Annotated in this window: 19 protein-coding genes; 12 read left to right on the top strand and 7 right to left on the bottom strand. The window is 51.5% G+C overall.

What is annotated here, in order from left to right; all coding sequences use genetic code 11:
- Window positions 1-435, bottom strand: a complete 435-nt coding sequence (locus tag ACN0IC_RS00670) for a MaoC family dehydratase (protein ID WP_415810267.1) — start codon at window positions 433-435, stop codon at window positions 1-3.
- Between the two features lie 96 nt (window positions 436-531).
- Complete coding sequence (locus ACN0IC_RS00665; RefSeq protein WP_416876818.1) at window positions 532-1,380, bottom strand: TIGR01459 family HAD-type hydrolase; 849 nt, start codon at window positions 1,378-1,380, stop codon at window positions 532-534.
- 150 nt (window positions 1,381-1,530) lie between these two features.
- On the opposite strand from ACN0IC_RS00665, the gene ACN0IC_RS00660 reads away from it, so the two are divergent.
- Complete coding sequence (locus ACN0IC_RS00660) at window positions 1,531-2,082, top strand: nuclear transport factor 2 family protein (protein ID WP_416876817.1); 552 nt, start codon at window positions 1,531-1,533, stop codon at window positions 2,080-2,082.
- Window positions 2,083-2,099: 17 nt separating this feature from the next.
- On the opposite strand, the gene ACN0IC_RS00655 is transcribed toward ACN0IC_RS00660, so the two are convergent.
- Window positions 2,100-2,474 (bottom strand): DUF6768 family protein, encoded by a 375-nt coding sequence (locus ACN0IC_RS00655; RefSeq protein ID WP_416876816.1) that lies wholly within the window; start codon window positions 2,472-2,474, stop codon window positions 2,100-2,102.
- Complete coding sequence (locus ACN0IC_RS00650) at window positions 2,467-3,054, bottom strand: RNA polymerase sigma factor (protein ID WP_416876815.1); 588 nt, start codon at window positions 3,052-3,054, stop codon at window positions 2,467-2,469. The genes ACN0IC_RS00655 and ACN0IC_RS00650 overlap by 8 nt, the downstream gene beginning before the upstream one ends.
- Before the next feature lie 190 nt (window positions 3,055-3,244).
- Here ACN0IC_RS00650 and ggt point away from each other — a divergent pair, with 190 nt between their 5' ends.
- Window positions 3,245-5,062, top strand: coding sequence for a gamma-glutamyltransferase (ggt, locus tag ACN0IC_RS00645; protein WP_416876814.1), 1,818 nt, complete (start codon window positions 3,245-3,247; stop codon window positions 5,060-5,062).
- Here ggt and ACN0IC_RS00640 read toward each other — a convergent pair.
- The 3 genes from ACN0IC_RS00640 to ACN0IC_RS00630 are packed head-to-tail and all read right to left on the bottom strand — an operon-like array spanning window position 5,059 to window position 8,750.
- Entirely contained in the window at window positions 5,059-6,453 is a 1,395-nt protein-coding gene (locus ACN0IC_RS00640) for a sensor histidine kinase (protein WP_416876813.1), read from the bottom strand. The genes ggt and ACN0IC_RS00640 overlap by 4 nt on opposite strands.
- A 38-nt stretch (window positions 6,454-6,491) precedes the next feature.
- Window positions 6,492-7,946: a dihydrolipoyl dehydrogenase family protein gene (locus ACN0IC_RS00635; protein ID WP_416876812.1), complete on the bottom strand. Its 1,455-nt coding sequence runs from the start codon at window positions 7,944-7,946 to the stop codon at window positions 6,492-6,494.
- A gap of 45 nt (window positions 7,947-7,991) precedes the next feature.
- Window positions 7,992-8,750, bottom strand: coding sequence for a TVP38/TMEM64 family protein (locus ACN0IC_RS00630; protein ID WP_416876811.1), 759 nt, complete (start codon window positions 8,748-8,750; stop codon window positions 7,992-7,994).
- A 274-nt stretch (window positions 8,751-9,024) separates the two neighbouring features.
- Here ACN0IC_RS00630 and rpmH point away from each other — a divergent pair, with 274 nt between their 5' ends.
- The 10 genes from rpmH (at window position 9,025) to ACN0IC_RS00580 (ending at window position 17,075) form a co-directional block, all read left to right on the top strand.
- Window positions 9,025-9,159, top strand: a complete 135-nt coding sequence (gene rpmH, locus ACN0IC_RS00625; protein ID WP_416876810.1) for a 50S ribosomal protein L34 — start codon at window positions 9,025-9,027, stop codon at window positions 9,157-9,159.
- A gap of 31 nt (window positions 9,160-9,190) precedes the next feature.
- Window positions 9,191-9,577, top strand: a complete 387-nt coding sequence (gene rnpA, locus ACN0IC_RS00620; protein WP_416876809.1) for a ribonuclease P protein component — start codon at window positions 9,191-9,193, stop codon at window positions 9,575-9,577.
- Between the two features lie 27 nt (window positions 9,578-9,604).
- Window positions 9,605-11,383 carry a membrane protein insertase YidC gene (gene yidC / locus ACN0IC_RS00615; RefSeq protein ID WP_416876808.1) on the top strand — a complete coding sequence of 593 codons (1,779 nt, stop codon included), beginning with the start codon at window positions 9,605-9,607 and terminating at the stop codon, window positions 11,381-11,383.
- Between the two features lie 5 nt (window positions 11,384-11,388).
- Window positions 11,389-12,039, top strand: a complete 651-nt coding sequence (yihA, locus tag ACN0IC_RS00610; RefSeq protein WP_416876807.1) for a ribosome biogenesis GTP-binding protein YihA/YsxC — start codon at window positions 11,389-11,391, stop codon at window positions 12,037-12,039.
- Between the two features lie 6 nt (window positions 12,040-12,045).
- The gene (gene argB / locus ACN0IC_RS00605; RefSeq protein ID WP_416876806.1) at window positions 12,046-12,906 is read left to right on the top strand and encodes an acetylglutamate kinase; all 861 of its coding nucleotides are present in this window, start codon (window positions 12,046-12,048) and stop codon (window positions 12,904-12,906) included.
- Window positions 12,903-14,021 carry a DUF1036 domain-containing protein gene (locus tag ACN0IC_RS00600; RefSeq protein ID WP_416876805.1) on the top strand — a complete coding sequence of 373 codons (1,119 nt, stop codon included), beginning with the start codon at window positions 12,903-12,905 and terminating at the stop codon, window positions 14,019-14,021. Before argB ends, ACN0IC_RS00600 begins: the two co-directional genes overlap by 4 nt.
- A 23-nt stretch (window positions 14,022-14,044) precedes the next feature.
- Complete coding sequence (locus ACN0IC_RS00595; protein ID WP_416876804.1) at window positions 14,045-14,776, top strand: pyrimidine 5'-nucleotidase; 732 nt, start codon at window positions 14,045-14,047, stop codon at window positions 14,774-14,776.
- Window positions 14,777-15,035: 259 nt separating this feature from the next.
- Entirely contained in the window at window positions 15,036-15,554 is a 519-nt protein-coding gene (gene def / locus ACN0IC_RS00590; protein ID WP_416876803.1) for a peptide deformylase, read from the top strand.
- 76 nt (window positions 15,555-15,630) lie between these two features.
- Entirely contained in the window at window positions 15,631-16,548 is a 918-nt protein-coding gene (fmt, locus tag ACN0IC_RS00585; RefSeq protein WP_416876802.1) for a methionyl-tRNA formyltransferase, read from the top strand.
- 11 nt (window positions 16,549-16,559) lie between these two features.
- Window positions 16,560-17,075 (top strand): hypothetical protein, encoded by a 516-nt coding sequence (locus ACN0IC_RS00580; protein WP_416876801.1) that lies wholly within the window; start codon window positions 16,560-16,562, stop codon window positions 17,073-17,075.
- Window positions 17,076-17,104: the final 29 nt, after the last annotated feature.

The following is a 17,104-nucleotide window of genomic DNA, read 5'->3' as shown; positions in this document are numbered from 1 at the left end:
TTACTCAGCAGGGCGTTTTTGAACAAAGACGCCCGCATCGCCTCGGCAGATTTTCTGTCCGTTCACTTCGCAATAGCAGCTCATTTTAACGCGGCCAGAGCGTTCATTGATTTCGGCCACTTCGGCCACTGCAATGACTTCATCCCCAATGAAAGCCGGTTTACGAAAACGAAGGTTAAGCTCAACAAAGAGCGCGCCCGGCCCCGGCAGGTCATTACCAAGAACGGCTGATATAAAACTGGCCGACAGAGCCCCGTGGGCAATTCTCTGGCCAAATTGAGTGGTGGCGGCAAATTCGGCGTCGACATGAACCGGGTTATGATCGCCGGTAATATCCGCAAATGTGTTGATCATTTCTTCGGTGATGATCGCGGTTGTCGTCGCGCGCATCCCGACGGATAAATCATCCAGATAATATTTTACCGTCTCAGTCATAAATCCCTCTTTCGTGAGAGAATGGATTATCACTGCAAATTTAAGATTGCCACGATAAATTTATATCTCAAAGAGAATGTACAAAATTCTCAGATATTACCAGTTCAGAGACGGCGAAATATAACGCGCAATGACTTTATGTTTCTGCATCAATGCCTTGAAATTTTCTGCCGTTTCGCCGTGCAGTCCGTCCTGAATAAACAGGCAATCATAGCCCTGTTCCTGAGCGCCCAGCAGATCCGTAAAGATATTATCTCCGATACAAAGAATGCGCTCGACATCGGGGACATGGCCCAAAACCTCTTCTATCCAAGCCCGTGACAAGCGGTAGATCGGCTCATGCGGCTTGCCGGAATAAATGACCCGCCCGCCCAGTCTTTCATATTTCTGAGCCAGCGCGCCGCCGCACCAGACCAGCTTGTCGCCCAGACGCACTTTTATATCAGGGTTGACGCATATGAATTCCAGTTCGCGGGCCAATGCCTCTTTCAAGAGATCTTCGTAATCCTCGGGCGTTTCATCATCTTCGAATAATCCGGTGCAGGAAATAAACTCCGCTTCGTCCAGATCAGAAAAATTCATATCCAGTTCTTCGTAAAGAGCGTCATCGCGTTCCGGTCCGATTTTGAAAACCGGTCCCGGCGCCCGTCTGGCAAGCTCATCTATTGTCGCGTCGCCTGACGTTACAATCGCGTCCCAGAATCCGCCCGGCACGTCTATGCGCGCAAAACTTTCCGGAATAGCCACGCTGGGCTGAGGGGAATTGGAAATCAGAACAACCGGGCCGCGGGTTTCGCGAAATCGCTCCAGGGCTTCGCACGCCTTTAGATGAGGTCTTTTGCCGTTATGGATAACGCCCCAAATATCACAAAAAATTGCGTCATATTCATCCGCTATACTGCCGAGCCCGGACAAGGGCTGAAAGTCATCATGTAGATTGCTCATACTCTCTCTCCTAGGCCGTGCAGTTAGGGGCTCTAGCCGAAACGGGCAAGCCCTTTCCCTGTTAAACGATTTGTCTTGTGTCTCAGAACTAAGCACATTAAAAATTATTACGAACTGTCATTTTGACATTCGTTAATGTGGGGCAATTTAATGACAAATAAATCTATAATTACGAGCTACATCGCCATTGGAACCCTGTTCCTTGGAACAGCGGTGTTTAATCCATCATACGCGCAACCTTCTCCTGAGGCATCTGTCGAGCTTTCCATCGAAGATGCAAACCTCACCGTCGTCAAACAGATCTATGCAGATTTTGCCAGTGGGAATATTCCTGGCTTTGTCGCGGCTTTGTCAGAAGACGTTGTTTGGAACGAAGCGGAAAATAACAGCTTGGCTGTCGGAAATCCATATGTCGGGCCGGAAGAGGTTATGAGCGGCGTCATGGGGCCGCTCATGCAAGACTGGTCCTCTTTCGAAGTGCAGCCTGAAAGTTTTATGGCGGATGGAAACACCGTTGCCATGTTTGGTCGATACCTTGCGACGTCCGCTAGTTCAGAAAAGCAGATAAACCCGCAAGTTGTACACCACTACACGCTCGAGAACGGGAAAGTCATCCGGTTTCAGCAATATGTCGATACACTGGCGCTTGATCAGGCCATGACAATCGACCCCGATATGGAAAAGGCAGACCTTCCGCAATAAACGGAAGGGTCAATGCGTCATTGACTATCAAAGTTGGCCTTGGTCATAACAAGCTGAAGCCGCCGCAGTTCCTGTGTGATGATGCGGCGGTTAAGCTGCATATTAAACCAGAGCTTCATAGCGATTTGGGCGGAATTCAACATGATCGCCAGGGAGGCGAACAGGATTTGATCTCGAACGGTTTCCGCCTGAAAAAACTGCCAGATAGATATCAGAAGGAGTGCGCTGAAAATAAATATGCCAACCCAGGAGAGAATGCGCATACCACTGCCCTGACCTTCCAGGCTTTTTAGAACAGAGGCGTAATAGCCTTGCTCATCCACTGCGTCGGCAATAAAGGCCTCATCTTCTTCACTCAATAACTGAGATAGTCTCTTGTCAAAATCACTCATTTCTCTCTCCTTGAGGGGTATCGTCCCGGGGGACGGGTTGATAATATTGTTTGAGATTTTCGCGGGCTTTGAACAGACGCGATTTTACCGTTCCCAAAGGTATACCCAGCGCTTGTGCAATGTCCCGCCCGGTAAATCCGTCGACATAAAATAATGTAAGCAATGCTCTCTCCTCAGACGGTAAGTGTGAAAGCACCTGTCTTAAAGACAGATCCGTCTCCGCACAGGATTGAGGCGGCGACTCTTGATAACGTGCTGCGCGCACTGAAGCCTCTCTGGCTTTTATGGTGGAGCGAATATGATCCGCCGCGCGGCGCCGGACAATTGTGTAGGCCCAAGCCGAAAACTGTTCCGGTTTTTCAAGTCGGTGTATGTTCCTCGCAATCGTCATGGACGCCTCCTGTAGAACATCCTTTGCCTCCTCGGCATTACCAGTAAGCCTTTGGGCCAAGCGAATTCCTTTTGGATGCCACCGCTTGTAAAGCCCTTCAAAGGCATTTCTGTCTCCTTTCGACGCCAAGAAGGCTTGATAAGTATCAAGAGCTTTGACGAGATCCGCTTTTGTCTTCGCTTTCGGCACATCATCCCCTTCGAAACGTTCACTGCTTTACCATGCGGAACGTGTTTGCATCTTATAGTCGGAAGTTTGGGCCAAAAGGTTCAAATTGAGATTCTTTTTTACTGAGTAGCTTCTTGGGAAGCTCCAATTCCCGTTTGCGGTTTAATTGCTGTAAGCTTAGGGTCGCTGCTCAAACGACAAAGGCCTTTTTATGAAACATCTTCCTGCCCTCTGCCTGTCCACTGCTCTGTTTTTGGGAGGATGCATCGCGCCTTCGGAAACACAGACTCAGACTATGAAGCCAGGTGAGAACCAAAAGCCAGCCATTGAGAGAGTGAAAACAACCAAAGCGCTGTCTCCGGGCATGGTGGCAGCTGCCAACCCCTTGGCCGTTGAGGCAGGTGTCGAAATTCTAAGGCAGGGCGGCTCGGCTGTGGACGCGGCCATCGCTGTGCAAACGGTCTTAGGATTGGTGGAGCCGCAAAGCTCGGGTCTCGGCGGCGGCGCATTCATGGTGGTTTACGATCCTGAAACGGCCCAGGTCTGGAATTATAACGGACGGGAAACGGCTCCGGCCAATGTCACGTCTGATTTATTCACGGACCCGGAAACCGGAGAGCCTTTGCGCTATTTCGAAGGCATTGCCTCCGGACGGTCCACAGGCGTGCCGGGAGCCATGGTCATGCTCGAGCTGGCGCATCAGGATTATGGCAAGCTGGAATGGGGACCTCAGATGGAACCTGCCATAAAACTTGCTGAGGACGGATTTGTGGTCAGCGCGCGTCTGGCCGGTTTGGTGGAACGCATGGGCGCCTATGTTTTGAAAAACGATCAGCAAGCCCGCGAATATTTCTTTCTAGAAGACGGAAGCCCCATTCCCGAGGGCACTCTTCGTGATAATAATCCCTACGCCGAAACCTTGCGCGCGCTGCAGGATAATCCGCGCGCCCTTCTCGAAGGGCCTATTGCTCAGGCTATCATCGACAAAACTCAACAAGCGCCTCTACCCGGGACAATGACCTTGCTGGATATGAACAGCTATCAAGCCAAAAAGACCGAAGCGCTCTGCGGCACCTACCGCGCCAATATTATCTGCGGCGCGACGCCGCCCTCCTCCGGGCCGCTCGCCGTCATGTCTATTCTCGGTCAGCTGGAAAATTTCAATATGGCCGAGTTAGGACAAACGACACAAGGATGGCACGTTTTTGCCGAAGCCTCTGCCCTCGCCTATGCAGACCGCGATAAATATGTCGCGGATCCGGATTTTGTCGATGTGCCTGTTGGGCCGCTTTTGAACAAGGATTATTTGAAATCCCGCGCAGAATTAATTCATCAAAACGGCGTATTGGCCAAAGTAAAGGCCGGAAACCCTGTTGATTTCGTTCGCGGAAATGACGCGACGCCGGACAGTCCTGGCACATCTCACTTCACGATTGTCGACTCAGACGGGCTGACGGTTTCAATGACAACAACGGTCGAGTCCGCTTTTGGTAGCCAGCGCATGGTCAAGGGTTTCATGCTCAACAATCAGCTAACTGACTTCTCTTTTAAAGCTGTTGACGAGAACGGCGACCCTATCGCGAATGCTGTCGCGCCCGGAAAACGGCCGCGCAGTTCTATGGCGCCGCTCATTGTGTTCAACCCGGACGGAGAGTTTCTCTTCTCAACAGGTTCGCCGGGCGGAAATTCCATCATTGCCTATGTTGCAAAAAGTGTTGTCGGTATTCTGGACTGGGACCTTAGCCCGCAAGAAGCCATTGAGCTTCCCAATGTTATTTCCCGTAACGGCCAGGTGCGGCTGGAATCCCAGGATCTGAAAAAGGAAAATACGGACGAGATTGACCGCGGGGCAGGAGCCGTCGAATTTGGACTGCCAAATGAGACGGTCAGCGAGCTTGAAAATATGGGTCATAAAGTCGTGCGTTCCGCCGGAGAAATTTCAGGCCTTCACATTATCTATCGGCAGGAAGACGGCACTCTGATTGGCGGAGCAGACCCGCGGCGCGAAGGAAGCGTCGCCGCGCCTTAAGTTTTCACGGTCGGCAGACACAGCTTGAAATGCGTCCCTTTTTCACCTGTCTTGACCAGAATTAAATCGCCGTTCTGAGCTGTCGCAAGTTCCTTGGAAATCGACAGCCCCAACCCGGTACTTCCTTCTGCGCCGCGCGAAGCTGCAAACGCCAGGAAAATGTTTTTCTGGGCGCGTTCCGGCAATCCCGGCCCGGTATCTTTTATATTAATATGAGTGATTTCTTCGGTGACTTCGGCAGAGACAGTAATGCGCCGCACCTCGCTTTTTTGCATGGCCTGCGCCGCATTGCGAAAAAGGTTATGCAGAATGCGGTAAGCGTGGTCGGGGTCGGCGCGGACTTCCAGTTCTGTCGGCACGCGGTTTTTGAATTGAGTGCCGGGAAAGCTGGCCATGGTATCGGCGGCGACTTCGCCCAACAGGAAAGAAAGGCGAATATCCTGCGGTTCGGGGTCTGCCGTTTCTGCCCGGCTATACGCCAGAACATCTTCTGTCAGGCCGACTCCGCGTTCAATTGTTTTTACAAGCCGTTCTCCCATTTCGACAACCTTTTTGTCCTTGTGGGTTGTCAATCGATCAGAGACCAAAAGAGCCGTTGAGAGGACATTCCGTAAGTCATGATTTATTTTAGCCACAGACAAGCCCAGTCCCGCCAGTCTTTCACGTTGTCGAAAGGCCGCCCGCAAGCTCTTCTTCAAGTCTGAAAAGGCCCGTTCCAGCTCCCCGATTTCGTCCTTACGGCGAGCATTGCGTTTAACATTTTGCCGATGTTGCGGGTTTTCCCGAAAGGTTTTCATTCCGGCCAATAATCTCTGCAGCGGCCTGACAATTATCATCAACATTGCGAGATATATGAGTCCGCCAGTTATAACGGCAATTACCAGAGACAATAACAGAATGCGTTCAAAATAATCCCATAGCTCGCTTCGAAGTTCAGACCGGGGAATGACCAGTTCCAGACTGTCTTGCCCGCTCACAGGAGACAGAGCCGTCACGCGAAGTCTCTCGTCCCCGGAAGAAAAATAATCCGCAAAAGTATCCCGAAATAAAGGGCGGCGGTCAGGGTCTGTCATATCGACGGCTACATATTCAACGCTGGACGGAGGCGACCCCAGCAGAAGCTCCGTCATACCGTCACGTTTTGCCGATAATAGCTCAACGCCTGTTTGCTCCATAAAATCCTGGGTCAACATTTCCGACGCTTCGTAATCCGGAACGCCTGTCAAAGCCTGTGTCAATATCCCTGCCTGATCCACACGCTCCATCAACCAGTTCTGACGAAAAACGGCCGCGGAAGGAAAAAACAGGACAAGTTCGGCCAACATGACAAACCCAATTGTCATAAGCAGGAGCTTGGCCGAAAGGCGCCGCGCTATGTAGCCATCAATCATATAAACCCGTTAGCGTTTTTCCGGTCGAAAAAGAAGGGTTATTGAAATTTCGTGAGAATTCCGGCGAGCTTTCGCGTTTTCTCCGAGAAGATTGTATCTGTGTACCAAGAACCAGCCGCGCGCTTCACAATTTCAGTTCGGGTCGGATAAGGCGAGATGAATTGCGCCAGTCCGGAGATTTTCACGCCGCTAGCCATAGCCAAAGACAGCATTTGAATGATTTCCCCTGCCCCGTCTCCGACAATGGAGGCTCCCAGGACTTTTCCTTTACGGGTCGCAACAATCTTTATCCCGCCTTCAGTTTTTCTCTCAGCCATGGCGCGGTCATTTTCTTCGAATTCCCAGGACACGGTTTTAATATCGTCTCCATGCTGCTCGCGTGCCTCTTTTTCGCTCAACCCAATATTGGCAAGTTCCGGTTCGGAATAAATGGCGGCGGGCATACGCTCAATTGCGGCTTTTGCGAAAATGTGGCCTAAGAGAGGCGGCATGAAATAGAAGTTCTTAATCAACTGTCCGGCATGGAAACCGGCGGCGTGAGTGAGCCCGCCCATGCCTTTGACGACATCTCCGGCGGCATAAATCCTGGAATTAGAGGTGCGAAGCGCCTCATCTGTTTCAATCCCTTTCTTGTCGTATTTAATATTCGCCTTTTCGAGAGTGAGTTTTTCTAGCGCTGGCGTGCGGCCAGCGGCCACCAAAAGATGTGATCCGTCAATTTTAGTGCCGTCTTCCAACTCGACGCTGACGCCGGATTTCGTCTTGTATTTTTTTGATTTAATTTGCTTGGTTTTGGCCGGAGTCAGGAATTTAACACCTTCACTTTCCAACGCCTCAATCAAGATTTTGGCATGTTCCGGCTCGTTCCGGCCCAGCGGAGCGGCGACATCAATAATTGTGACTTCGCTGCCCAGACGCCGAAAGGTTTGCCCTAATTCGAACCCGATCGGTCCGGCCCCGATAATGACAAGATGCTCCGGCAGACGGTCAACATCAAAAATAGTTTCATTCGTTAAATAAGGCGTGTCCTCCAATCCGGGAATGGGCGGGGCAGACGCGCGGGAGCCCGTGGCAATCACGAACCGCTTGGCTTTGACTCGCGTTGAATCAGATTCAACCGTTTTTTCATCCGTAAAACGCGCATATTCCCGAATAACGATGCAGCCGAGGCCTTCAAAGCGCTCCTGACTATCTACCGGGGCAATCTGTTCGATAACGCCTTTGACATGGGCTTTGACAGCTTCGAAGTCGATTTTGGGTGTGACAGGCTTAATCCCGTATTTTTCGCCCGAGGTTTGGGCGTGAGCCGCTTTCCCCGCCGCAATGAGAGATTTAGAGGGGACGCAGCCTGAATTCAGACAATCGCCGCCCATGTCATTGGCTTCAAATAAAACAACGGAGCGTCCGAGCTGAGCCGCGCCGGATGCCACGGAGAGTCCCGCTGATCCGGCACCGATAATGCAAATATCAACATCATAGTCTGTCTTGGTCATATATGTCTTTCTAGGGAGGTCTTGTCAGCGCTTTGGTTTTTAAATTTAGGCTTCCGCACTGGATGCGCCCGGCTTTCCAAAAAACTTCTTATAGAGAATAGGCAGAACGGACAGGGCGATCAGTCCGCATATAGGCAGAAGAATTTTCGGCTGGAACATAATACCTGACAAGCTCTCTTTTCCGCCCTCAGCCAGAATTGTCTCAAGGCCCTGTCCCACACTGGCATACACAAAACTGCCTGGCATGATTCCGAAAAATGTGCTCAGAACGTAGTTTCTGACTTTTACATCAAACAAGGCGGGCGCGAAATTGACGACGAAAAAGGGAAATACCGGGATAAGTCGTAAAATGAAGAGATAGGAAAGTTCGTTTTCCTGAAGTCCTTTTTCGAACTTCTTCATATAGCTGCCCTTGGTTTTGCGTTTCAGGAAATCCCCAATGGCGTAGCGCGCCGCCAGGAAAATACCTGTAGCCCCGATTGTTGCGCCAATCACGATCGCGCTTCCGCCGACAAATGTTCCGAATAGAAATCCGCCTAGAAGCGAAAGCACCCAGGCCCCGGGAAAAGAAATTGCCGTCAGAACCGCATAAGCCGCAATAAACCCGATTATCGCCACAAGGTAGTTACTCTCTACAAATCTCGCCAGACTATCCTTATGCTCGCGCAAGGCCGAGAAGCTGACATATTTTGGTCCGCCCAGAAGGAAGAAGGCCGCTAACGCCACGACAATAATTGCGAGCGGCAGGAGTCGCTGCCAAATAGGCTTACTCTGCTTGGAAGAGTTCGTTTCATTTTCAGACATATATCTCTCTGCAATCTACTCAGACATGATTATTTTCATTCGCTTTTAAACCATGGCATGGACCATGGCTCCCCACAATCTTTTCACAAAACCGTGCGCCGCATTTTATAATCATGTCAGGCGCGAATAGGGTGTTTCTTAGACCTTCAGCCCTGTAATTTTCGCGGCTGAATTACTTGACAGCCACGGTTCATCCTCTTAATGGACGCGTCTTGAATTCAGATGTAGCGATACGGGCCGACGATAGGGCCAAATTCGCTTCATGGAGAGCATTATGAAACGTACATTCCAACCTTCCGTCATCGTCCGTAAGCGTCGTCACGGTTTTCGCTCACGTATGGCCACCAAAGCCGGTCGCCAAATCCTGGCCCGTCGCCGGGCAAAAGGCCGCAAGGTCCTTTCCGCGTAGCTTATCGGCTTCGCTGCATAAGTCGCCGTTCATGACGGCCGACTCCAAAATAGATTCAAAGCTCGGCGTGCTGAAAAAGCGGGCCGAGTTTTTGTATGTGCGAGAGGGGGCTTACCGCGCTCAAGGCGGGATTGTCATCCAGATGCGCGAAAACCCGCAGCATGACGTTATCCGGGTTGGATTTACCGCCACGAAGAAAATTGGAAATGCGGTGATCCGAAACCGCGCGAAACGGCGTCTAAGAGAGCTCGCCCGGGCTTTACTTCCCGAATATGGACTTGTTGGCCATGACTATGTTTTCATCGCCAGAGACGGAACAACTGAACGCGAATGGACAGCTTTGCTTGACGACACGCAAAAAGCCCTCATAACGCTTTCAAAACGAAATAGCCCTAAGAGCGCCCCCGGCGCCCCTTGATTTTCTAATAAGCGGACTTTCAGACCGATGAACGAACAAAGAAACTTTATTCTTGCTATGGCGCTCTCCGCGCTTATCCTGATTGGATGGTGGTTTTTTTATCAAGGCCCGGCCGCTGAAAAAGCCAAAGCAGACGCCGAAGCCGAAATGGCCCGCGTTCAGGCGGAACAATCCGCCGCAGACCCGGCGGCCACGCCAGAAAGAATTGCCAACCGTCCACGAGAAGAAGTCATTGCTCAGACGTCAACTGAAGGCCAGCGTATTAAAATCGATACGGCGAGCCTGACCGGCAGCCTTTCCACCGCCGGCTTCCGCTATGACGACGTTACTTTGAAAAACTATGACCAGACACTTGATCCAGCGGATGGACAAGTCTCCCCCCTCTCGCCTGAAGGGTCTGAAAAAGCGGCTCTGATTTCTGATAACTGGGTCCGCGCCGGGGCAGGCGATAACGGTCTCGGATCAAATTGGACACTTTTGTCCGGTACAACTTTAACCGTCAATTCCCCTATCGAGCTAGGATATCGAGGCGATGGGTTCGAGGTTCGCCGGAAAGTTTCCGTCGATAACCGCTACCTTCTGACCGTCGACGATACGGTTACGAACACATCCGGGTCGGAGATTTCGCTGCAGCGCGTCGGAATTTCCCGTCAATATGGCTTGCCAGACGACCTCACAAATTTCTTCATCATTCAGGAAGGTCCGATTTCCATATTGGATAACAGCTATGATGATATGAAATATAAGAGCATCCGCGACAAAGGCACTTGGTCGGAAACCGGAGAAGGCGGTTGGGTCGGACTTAGCGACAAATACTGGTTAACGGCCGCGATTGCGCCGCAGGGCCAAACGATTACGGCGGAAAGAAACTTTAGAACTGTGGATAATCAGGATGTCTATGAGACGTCTTACACACTCTCTCCCATGACGCTGACGTCTGGAACCTCCATTACGTCCACCGGATATATGTTTGCCGGAGCGAAAGACCGGGACGTGCTCAAGCGTTACGAAACGGAACTGGGTATTGCCCAGATGGAACGCGCCATTGATTGGGGCTTTGTCGGCATTCTGGTCAAACCGATTAGCTGGGCTCTGTCCCAACTCGGAGAACTGCTCGGCAATTTCGGACTGGGTATTCTGGCGCTGACGCTCATCATCAAGCTGTTCATGTTCCCGCTTTTCAATAAGCAATATGAGAGCCAGGCGAAGATGAAAAAGGTTCAGCCGAAACTGAAAAAGCTTCAGAAACGTTACAAAGAAGACCGGATGAAACTCCAAAAGGAGATGATGGCGCTTTACAAGAAAGAAGGCGTCAATCCGGCAGCGGGTTGTCTGCCGATTATCCCGACAATTTTCGTCTTCTTTGCGCTTTATAAGGCAGTGTTCATCAATATCGATATGCGCCATGCGCCCTTCTTCGGCTGGATAAGGGATTTGTCCGCCCAGGATCCTGTTTCGGTTTTAAACGGCTTTGGTCTCTTCCCCTGGGGGCCGGATCCACTGGGGATCGCTTTCCTCGCCATCGGGCCGCTTGCCATCCTTTACGGTATCTCGATGAGCCTGATGTACACACTGACCCCTCCGGCGGCGGACCCTATGCAGGCAAGAATTTTCAAATTCATGCCCTGGATATTCATGTTTGTCCTGGCGCCTTTCCCGGCGGGTCTCTTGGTTTACTGGGTCTGGAACAATATTCTTTCCTTTGGTCAGCAATATATTATTACGCGGAAATTCAAGGTCGATACGCCCATTGATCAATTTTTCCGCAAGATAACCGGCAAAGAAAAGCCGGAGACGACGGAATAAATCAAATGGAAGAAAAGACGTCAGAACAGTTAGAAGACGGACGTCTGCTTTTTGCTCGCGATGTCGACTTTATGCGCAGTGCGGTCAGTCTTGAAACCCTGCCTCCGCCCGATTTGCCTGAAGTCTGTTTTGCCGGGCGTTCCAATGTCGGGAAATCCTCGCTCATCAACGCGCTGACCAACCGCAAAGGTCTGGCACGCGCCTCCAACACACCAGGCCGAACGCGGGAGCTGAATTATTTCAATGTCGATGGACGGCTTTTTCTTGTCGACCTACCTGGTTTTGGATATGCGCGCGCGTCCAAAGTGGATATTGAGCGCTGGCAAGTTCTGACCAGAGCCTATCTGCAGGGGCGGCCCGGTCTTCGCCGGGTCTTTCTTTTGATCGACAGCCGTCACGGCATCAAACCCCTCGATGTCGAAGTCATGGACATGCTCGACGAAACGGCCGTGATTTATCAGCTCGTTCTGACAAAAATCGACAAGATAAAAAAGGGCGAACTTTCCAAGGTTGCGGAGAAAACTCAAAAGTTCATCGCAAAGCGTCCCGCCGCTTTTCCTTTCATCGCGCAGACAAGCTCTGAGAAAAAAGACGGACTGGATATGCTCCGCGCTGAAATTGCAAGCTTGGCCCTGCCCGCAAATGCCGATAGATAAGTCATCATGAAACGCCGCGCCGATGAAGACAACTGGACCAGCGCGCAAATCCTCTCAGAGGCTTTGCCCTTTATCCAGCGCCATGCCGGAAAAACGATTGTCATAAAATTCGGCGGAAACGCCATGGGCAGTGAAACCCTGACCCAGCAATTTGCCAATGATGTTGTCCTGTTGCGGCAATGCGGCTTGCGTCCGGTCGTTGTTCATGGCGGCGGGCCCCAGATTGGCTCCATGCTCGATAGGCTGAAAATCAAATCCGAATTTGTCGACGGATTGCGTGTCTCGGATATGGAAACGGTTGGCGTCGCTGAAATGGTTCTCTCCGGCGCTATCAATAAGTCCATTGTTGCCGCCATTAATCAGGCCGGCGGGCAAGGCGTCGGTCTTTCCGGGCGGGACGCCAATCTAATTCTGGCCGAAGCGGTCAATAAAGATCTGGGTTTCACAGGCCGGCCTGTCTCCGTAGACCCCTCTGTTATACACGCGCTTACAGACGCAGAGTCAGGCTTCATTCCGGTTATTTCGCCAATTAGCGGAAGTGCAGACGGCACACGTTATAATGTAAACGCCGACACGGCCGCAGGCGTGATTGCCGGAGCCCTGAACGCGGCACGACTGATGCTGCTGACCGATATTGAGGGCGTTATGGATTCAGAAAAAAACCTTCTGACCGATTTATCGACAAAAGACGCTCAAGCCTTAATCGAAAACGGCACGGCCAAAGGGGGCATGATCCCCAAATTAGGCACAGCCATAGACGCGATAGAACAAGGAGTCGAAGCCGTCGTGATTCTTGACGGCAGGCGGGCGCATGGATTATTAGTAGAACTCTTTACCGATGTGGGTGCAGGGACACTCATAAAATGATAATCAGATATTTCCGGTTTATTTTCTGTTTTCTTTTTTTAGCTTTATGCCTCGCAAACGCTCGGACAGGCTCTGCTCAACAAGGCAGCGGCCCTGAAAACGAAACGCCCGCATCCGCGCTTAAACCAAGCAATCTGATAAATCCTACGGATAAAACAGTCTGGTCGGTGTGTAACGAAACCTCATTTATGTTGCGTTTAGCGAGCGCCACATTACGCGGCGGCAGCGTCAAAGCAAAAGGCTGGAGAATAATTCAGCCTGGCCAGTGCTTGGATGAAGAGGTTGTTCGTAATGCGCCCCGTCTCCTTTATGCGGAGAGTCTGAAACTGCACCGAGGCGGCATACGGGAATGGAAAGGGAATATACCGCTTTGTGTGGCCGAAGAGGACTTCCTCGCTGACGCCGCCCAAAACTGTGGTGAAGATGATTATCAGAGCCGAAAATATTTGGCTGTAAAGCCTGGCGAACAGACAACCACTCTGATTGAACCTGCGGATTATGGTGATAAAGCACAAATTGCCGGGACGCAGAGATTACTTCGCGATTCAGGTTATCGGATCACGTCAATTGACGGATTACCGGGTCGCCGCACATCCCGTTCCATTAATGAATTTATCAAAACCGAAGAACTTGAAAACACGCCTGAAGGCGCAGAGTTGATTGACGTTTTAAGCAAAGTCGCGGCGTCTTCGAAAAACAAGGTCGGGTTCGAAATCTGCAATCAAAGCGACACACGGATTTATTCTGCTATAGGCTTGCAGCAAAACGGAAATTGGGCGTCGAAGGGATGGTGGGCTATTGACCCTGAACAATGCGTCCGGCCGATAACCCTGCCTCTCAAAGATATCGAAGCGCATTATTATGCCCTTAAGGAAGCCCCTGCCAACACCTCAGGCGTAAGGCCCGAAGATCTCCGCCTTCGCTCTGTCGCGACCGTCCCGGCCCAATTCTGTATTGCCGAGGCTCAGTTTTCAGCCCTTGGCCGGGAGTATTGCTTTGAAGGCGGCTATAGCGTCGCTAACTTCAGGCCTCTTCCCACGGATCGGGACGGCACTTCAGTGACCTTGACAAACGAAGATTTTGCGCCCCCTGCGCCTCAAGGCTTGCGCCGATAGCCACGTCTGTTTAAGCGCACGCCATGTTAAAAACGCCTCCAGACCTCTCCCATATACGTCACTGGATTTTTGATCTCGATAATACGCTTTATCGCGCCGATGTGGAGTTCTTCAGTCAGATTGACAATAAAATTACGGATTATGTATCGCGTTACCTTGCCCTACAGCCCATGAAAGCACGCGAGCTACAAAAGGAATATTTAGCCGAATATGGAACATCCCTTTCCGGCCTGATGGCCGTCCACAACATGGATCCGGCGGAATTTCTGGATTATGTTCATGATGTTGACCTGACTGCCTTGGAACCTGACCCGGCTCTTAGAGCAGCGATTGAAAACCTCCCTGGCAAAAAGTGGATTTTCACCAATGGCTCGCGCGGCCACGCAAAAAATATCGCGACTCATCTAAATCTGTTTGATTTGTTCGACGGTCATTTCGGCATTGATGATGTCGACTATATCCCCAAACCCAAACGCAGTCCCTTTATCAAATTCTGTGATTTTTTCGAAATTGACCCCAAAAAGGCGATCTTTTTCGAAGACAGCGTAAGAAACCTCGAAGTTCCAAAACATATGGGCATGACCACTGTCCTTGTCTCGTCTGACGCCGATTGGTCACATGAGCCCGAAGACGTGCGGCCCGCCGGACAGACCACGAAAGCCAAATGGGTCGACTACACAACGAATGACCTGCCGGGATGGCTGGCTGAAAATACAAACCTCAGCCGGCAAGAAGCCGGACTTGAAACCAAATAAATCGTCCCCATTTTAAAAGTATGAAGGATAAAACCAAACCGGCTATTGCCCTTAATCTGAACGCGGTGAACTGTCCGAAATGTTCCACGCGCCAACCTCAAATGCGTTTTCCACGCAATTTCCGCCAGTTTTTCTTTGGCGGATGGACATGTGAGCGTTGCCATACAGAGATGGACCGCTTTGGACGGGTTATTTTTTAGCCCCTTCCCTTTCAGCCCCACATCTTGACCTCAGCCGCAGGCGCGCTTACCTTTAGCCCATGGCTATAAGACCTATTTTGACCGTCCCGAACCCGATCTTGAAACAGGTTTCCGAACCTGTTGAAAAGGTGACGGATGAAACACGCGCTCTCATGGATGACATGCTGGAGACGATGTATGACGCGCCCGGCATCGGCCTCGCCGCCGTACAGATCGGCGTTCCGGTAAATGTTATCGTAATGGATCTGGCGCGTGACGGCGAAGAGCCGCAGCCGCAATACTTCGTAAACCCCGAAATCTTGGAAGATGTCGAAGACGTTCAGCCCTATGATGAGGGTTGTTTGTCTGTGCCAGATATTTTTGACACAGTGGAGCGGGCGGAACGGGTTAAAATTACCTATCTGGATTATAACGGCGAGAGGGTCACCGAATGGGCCGAGGGGCTTTATGCAGTCTGTATCCAGCATGAAATGGATCACCTCAAAGGCATTGTCTTTATTGATTACCTCTCACGCTTAAAGCGTGACCGCGCCGTCAAGAAAGTGATGAAAGCCGAGAAGCTGAAAGCGGCGGGCTAGTCTTATATCTTGTCATTCCGCTTAAGGCTGATATGCCGCAGCAGCCGAATGACAGAAAAACGAGACGAATTTATTCATGACCCTCAATGTTGTATTTATGGGCACGCCAGATTTTGCCGTGCCGTCTCTCGCCGAATTGCTTTCCAACGGATTTAATGTCGTGCGGGTTTATACTCAGCCGCCGCGCAAATCAGGCCGTGGACAAAAGCTGACGAAATCCCCCGTTCACCAATTTGCAGAGCTGATGGGCGTTCCGGTCGAAACGCCGGAAAGCTTCCGAAAACCCTCTGTCATCGACGGCCTGGAAGCCCTCAACGCAGATGTGGCCTGCGTCGTCGCTTATGGCCAAATTCTCCCACAGCGCGCGCTTGATGCGCCAAAAGAGGGATGCCTCAACCTCCACGGTTCTTTACTCCCCCGATGGCGAGGCGCTGCCCCTGTGCAGCGCGCGATAATGGCCGGCGACGCCCAGACCGGCGTCCAGATCATGGAAATGGAAAAAGGGCTGGATACGGGCGATATTCTCCTCTCGGAAACTGTTGATATTCTGCCCAGTGATACCGCAGGCAGTTTGTCTGAACGTCTTTCGCGCACGGGGGCCGGTCTATGGCCCCGCGCTCTGGCGGCGCTCTCCAGAGGCGGCCTGACGCCGAGTCCTCAGCAGGGCGAACCCACCTATGCCCATAAGATTGACAAGGCCGAAGCCCGCCTCGATTGGACTCAGCCTGCAAAAACGTTAGACTGCCATATTCGCGGCTTGGCACCTTTTCCGGGTGCGTGGTGCGAAGTGGATGGCGAAAGACTAAAGATACACCTCGCCGAACCGGCCGAAGGAGACGGTGAGGCCGGAGAAATTCTGGACGACGCCGCGCTTATTGCCTGCGGGGACGGGGCTCTAAGACTGAAAACAGTTCAGCCTGCCGGAAAGCCGAAAATGTCGGCAGAAGATTTTTTGAGAGGCACAACGATCAAGGAAGGGACAATTTTGATCTAAGGAGAGAGGCTATGGCGCTCAAGCGTGAAGACATTCAATATCGCGGACACCGCATAATTGCGAATAAAACGGGGGCCATGGTTTACCCTGACAAACAGGGAATAGAGGGGAATTCTCTGGAAAATGCTCTCGAAGAAGCCCGGGAATGGGTCGACACCAAATATCAGGCCCGTCACAAAGACCGGCGCAAACCTCATATCGGAACGGTGGATGACTACGCCGAAGCTTTTGGCGCTATTTCCCTCGGCGCACATGAGCAGGCCATGCTCAAAGCACATCGAAACGCGCCGGAGCGTAAACTGACCGCACCGGAGCTTGCCAAAGCCGCTGGATGGGACGGCGCCGGACCGGCCAATATACATTACGGCAATTTGGGCCGGAAGGTCGCAGAGTATTTGGGCCTGAATCTGACCGAAGAGGATGACAGACCGTGGACCGAAGCCCTCGCGGACTATCATGAAGAAACGAGCGAATGGCACCTTTATGAAGAGGCGGCTGAAGCACTGGACCGTTTAAATCTCAGCTAGGGTCTGGACACAGCTTCATAATCAAATAC

Source organism: Litorimonas sp., from assembly GCA_029936425.1.
Taxonomy (GTDB): domain Bacteria; phylum Pseudomonadota; class Alphaproteobacteria; order Caulobacterales; family Maricaulaceae; genus Litorimonas.
Note: the sequence above shows the minus strand (reverse complement) of the source record. Positions and strands in the feature narration are given on the sequence as shown.